This window comes from Allocoleopsis sp. (assembly GCF_036703385.1).
Lineage (GTDB): Bacteria > Cyanobacteriota > Cyanobacteriia > Cyanobacteriales > Coleofasciculaceae > Allocoleopsis.
Genome location: NZ_DATNPA010000039.1, coordinates 1 through 3,543 on the forward strand (window position 1 = coordinate 1; position 3,543 = coordinate 3,543).

A 3,543-nucleotide genomic window follows, 5' to 3' on the forward strand; every position below is an offset into this window, starting at 1 on the left:
TAACTGCAAAGCCGCTAACGCTGCTCGATCTAATAACAAGTAAGGTTTCGTTGACCACAACTGTTGCAACGTAGTCACATCACCAGGAATAACTCGGCGATCGCTGTAAAAACTCAAACTCGGACGCCCATACGCAAACGACATATAAACTACAGCCTCAGGCGGAGTATGTGCTTGAATTAAAGCCGCCACTGGCTTGACTGGAAACGCTTCATTCAATTCCCATAACCAAGATTTAGAAGTCATCAACAGCCCTAAAGTCAAGTACATTCCCAGTAACAAAATAAGAATAAATCTTGGATTATTCTGTTGAATGTACCAAGCTACTGTGCCCATTGTTAGCGCTACCACACCACCCATAATGATTAAAACGGGCTGAGGGTCTGCCAAAATAAAGTAAACACAACCTGCCAAACCTGCGATCGCCAAAAAGCCAAATATCCATACTAAAAATCTTGGATAACGCTGGCTATGTTGCCAAAACTCAGCTAATTGAGCAGCAACAGCAAGGGCAAAAAATGGATATACGGGCATGATGTACCAGGGAAGCTTTGTGTTCATCACAGAAATCGTTGCCAAATAACCAATCGTACCAATCAGAACCAAACAACCCCAACTGCTCCGGCGTTTTTGCCAAGCCAGATACAAACCCCCAGGCCAAAATATCATCCAAGGCCAAGTATATTTGAGTAACTCTAGTAAGTAATACCAGGGAGCGCCCCCATGATTTTCAACGGATTGGGAGAGGCGTTCCAACCCTTGAGACTGAAAATGAACCTGAACAAAATTTGCTCCGTAGTGCTGCCATTGGGCTGCATACCAGGCTAAAACAGGTAGATTGCCTAACAGTAAACCCAGCCAAAGATAAGGACTTTTTAATAAAGCAAACTGTCTATCGGCTAGGAGAAAGCTAAAAGCGATCGCAGCTAGAGGAACCACTAATAAGCCCTTTGTGAAGCCAATCAGTCCTACACCAAATCCCACCCCAACAGCCCAGCGCCTATCCTGACGGGATTTGAGCAGGCACAACAGTAGCAAGAGGAAGAACGTAACTGCTGTACCATCCAGCATTGCCAAACGCCCGTGACGCACAACGGGTAGCAGGGTTAAGTAAACACTGGCTGCAAAAACAGCTGGTAAACTTTGGCGAAAAAGTTCTCGTCCTACTAAATACAGCAGGGGTACGCCGCAAGCTGATAAGAATGCACCAGGCAGGCGTGTGGTAAATTCATGAACACCCCCGATTTTGTAGCTCAGCGCAATTAACCAATCCATCAGCGGCGGTTTGAGGAGGTACGACTTTCCCTGTAAGGTGGGATAGAGCCAGTTGCCAGTGCGATAAATTTCTCTAGCGACTAAGGCACGAGTTCCCTCATCCCAGTCACGTAAGGGTACGTTGCCTAAAGCAATGCCCCACAAGACAAAAGCTGCAATCAAAAAGCCGAGAAACCATTGTGTTTCTGTGGGAGAGTGTTTTAAATGGGGCATGGGGCGAAGGGTGAGGGGTTCTCAGTTCTAAGCTGAATGTAACTGACTTCAGCGAACTCCTGCAGAATTTACCCCCTAAATCCCCCAAATTTGGGGGACTTTGAACTCTGGCTCCCCCAGAATTGGGGGTTGGGGGCGACTCGGATCGTTAAGTCAGTGACATTCGTTCTAAGATTGATTCACGAGTTTCTGAACTCCATTAATGAAGCTTTTAGCTGACGGGATGACAAGGAGTTTGAAACGGTTGATTGATAAGGATGTTACCTTTTTACTATCGAACTAGGGGATTGGTTGGCGCAGCGGCAATAGTTTACCCCATTAACTCGGAAGAGCCGAAAATCGAATTCCTAGACGATTTACTCAGGCGCGGCTGCGCATGGCTCAAAGATTACATTGCTAGCCGCCCTGAAGATGCTGCTGATATTTGTCCGAATCGGTCTTGATGAGATCGCATTCACATTTCTAGAACGTGGCTGCGATTGGCTCAAAGAATATCTGACGGTTCATCCTGATGCACCTAAAGTTTGCCCTGGTCAGTAGGGCTGTTTAAAGAAGCGCTCTTCCCACCTGACTGACAATACTCAACCATTCTAGTTTTAGAGGCGATCGCTCATCCAAAATGCTCAAATGTTATGGTGATGAGCAATTGGGTTAATGTAGATGAACGCTTACAGGCGTTGGGCTACGCTGAAGAGAAGCAGTCAATCATCAATCAAGAGGACATGCTGATGGTTCCATTCCTAAAACAGTCTGCCTCATTGCCGCCGTTGGAGAATGGCGATCGCCTTACCCGTGCTGAATTTGAGCAGCGATACCAGGCAATGCCGCACCATAAAAAAGCAGAACTGATTGAAGGCAGAGTATTTATGGCATCTCCAGTCCGAGCCAGAAAACACGGAAAACCCCATGCTGCCATCATGATGTGGCTAGGCACGTACTGGCAAGAAACTCCTGGTATCGAACTACTGGATAACACCACCGTGCGCCTAGATGCTGACAATGAGCCGCAACCTGATGCTTGTCTGCGAATTGAAGAAGCGATCGGGGGACAATCTCGCATCACAGAGGATGATTATATTGAGGGTGCCCCGGAATTGATTGTCGAAATTGCTGCCAGTACTGCGTCCTATGATTTGCATGATAAAAAGCAAGTCTATCGCCGCAACGGGGTGCAGGAATATCTAGTGTGGCGAGTGCTTGATCAAGCTTTTGATTGGTTTGTGTTGCAGGATGGAATTTATGTGAGTTTGCCAATTGATGATGATGGCATCCTGCGGAGTCGAGTATTTCCGGGGCTGTGGCTAGCCGTCAATCATTTGTTAGCAGGCAACTTAGCTCAAGTTATAGCAGGATTGAAACTGGGCTTAGAATCCCCAGGCTATCAAGCGTTTCAGCAGTTGTTAGGCGGAAAGTTAAAAAATTGAAAGGCGATCGCTCATCCAAAATACTGGAATATTGAAGTTTCAGGGGCGATCACTGTTGTAAAAAGCTGGGATATTCAATCTCATCACTCCAGCTCCCTAGTTTCCTCCGCTCCCCCAGAGCACCGTTACAGAAATGGTTCCACGGAAGGGCGTTAGCGTAGCGGTAGCGAGCCTGCGAGCGTCAGCATTTGCACAGAAAAATCAGGGTTTGAGCGATATATTGTCGTCCAAATGCTTCGCCCCTACCCCTAATTTTGATTACTGAATCGGCGCTCCAGCTCCCCCACTCCCCCAGCTTCCTCATCTCCTATCTACCTGATAAACATCAATCGGTTGAGCAATACCCTTAAGAGTTTTAGCACCCAATGCTTGACAATCAAAAAACTCTTGAACCTGTCGATAAGTTGCCTCACTAAGTATGACCGAGTTCAGCGCTGCTTGCCCTTGCAGCCTAGCTGCAATATTAGGAGTGACGCCAATCGCTAACCGCTCATACTTATTGCTGCCTCCGACTTCTGCCACAACGACTAACCCGGTGTGAATGCCAATCCGCACAGCTAGAGAAATTCCTCGTTCCGCTTTTAGGCGAAGATTTAATTGTGCGATCGCAGCCAAAATTTCCAATCCCGCC

At 47.1% G+C, this 3,543-nt stretch carries 4 protein-coding genes; 2 read left to right on the forward strand and 2 right to left on the reverse strand.

The features are described from left to right. A partial coding sequence (locus V6C93_RS02155) for a glycosyltransferase family 39 protein (RefSeq protein ID WP_333474997.1) occupies positions 1 to 1,488 on the reverse strand: 1,488 nt, incomplete at its 3' end. Positions 1,489 to 1,899: 411 nt separating this feature from the next. Between V6C93_RS02155 and V6C93_RS02160 the strand changes: the two genes are divergently transcribed. Further along, the gene (locus tag V6C93_RS02160; protein WP_333474998.1) at positions 1,900 to 2,028 is read left to right on the forward strand and encodes a hypothetical protein; all 129 of its coding nucleotides are present in this window, start codon (positions 1,900 to 1,902) and stop codon (positions 2,026 to 2,028) included. Positions 2,029 to 2,210: 182 nt separating this feature from the next. After that, a complete protein-coding gene (locus V6C93_RS02165; RefSeq protein WP_414644126.1) occupies positions 2,211 to 2,912 on the forward strand; it encodes a Uma2 family endonuclease in 702 nt (233 codons plus the stop codon). A 300-nt stretch (positions 2,913 to 3,212) separates the two neighbouring features. Here V6C93_RS02165 and V6C93_RS02170 read toward each other — a convergent pair. Then, positions 3,213 to 3,543, reverse strand: a 331-nt coding sequence (locus V6C93_RS02170; RefSeq protein ID WP_333474999.1) for an adenylate/guanylate cyclase domain-containing protein, incomplete at its 5' end; no start/stop codon positions are given.

Bases quoted from the DNA above. Each gene is read 5' to 3' on its own strand.
- V6C93_RS02160 (WP_333474998.1), top strand. From the start codon at position 1,900: ATGCTGCTGATATTTGTCCGAATCGGTCTTGATGAGATCGCATTCACA.
- V6C93_RS02165 (WP_414644126.1), top strand. From the start codon at position 2,211: ATGCTGATGGTTCCATTCCTAAAACAGTCTGCCTCATTGCCGCCGTTG.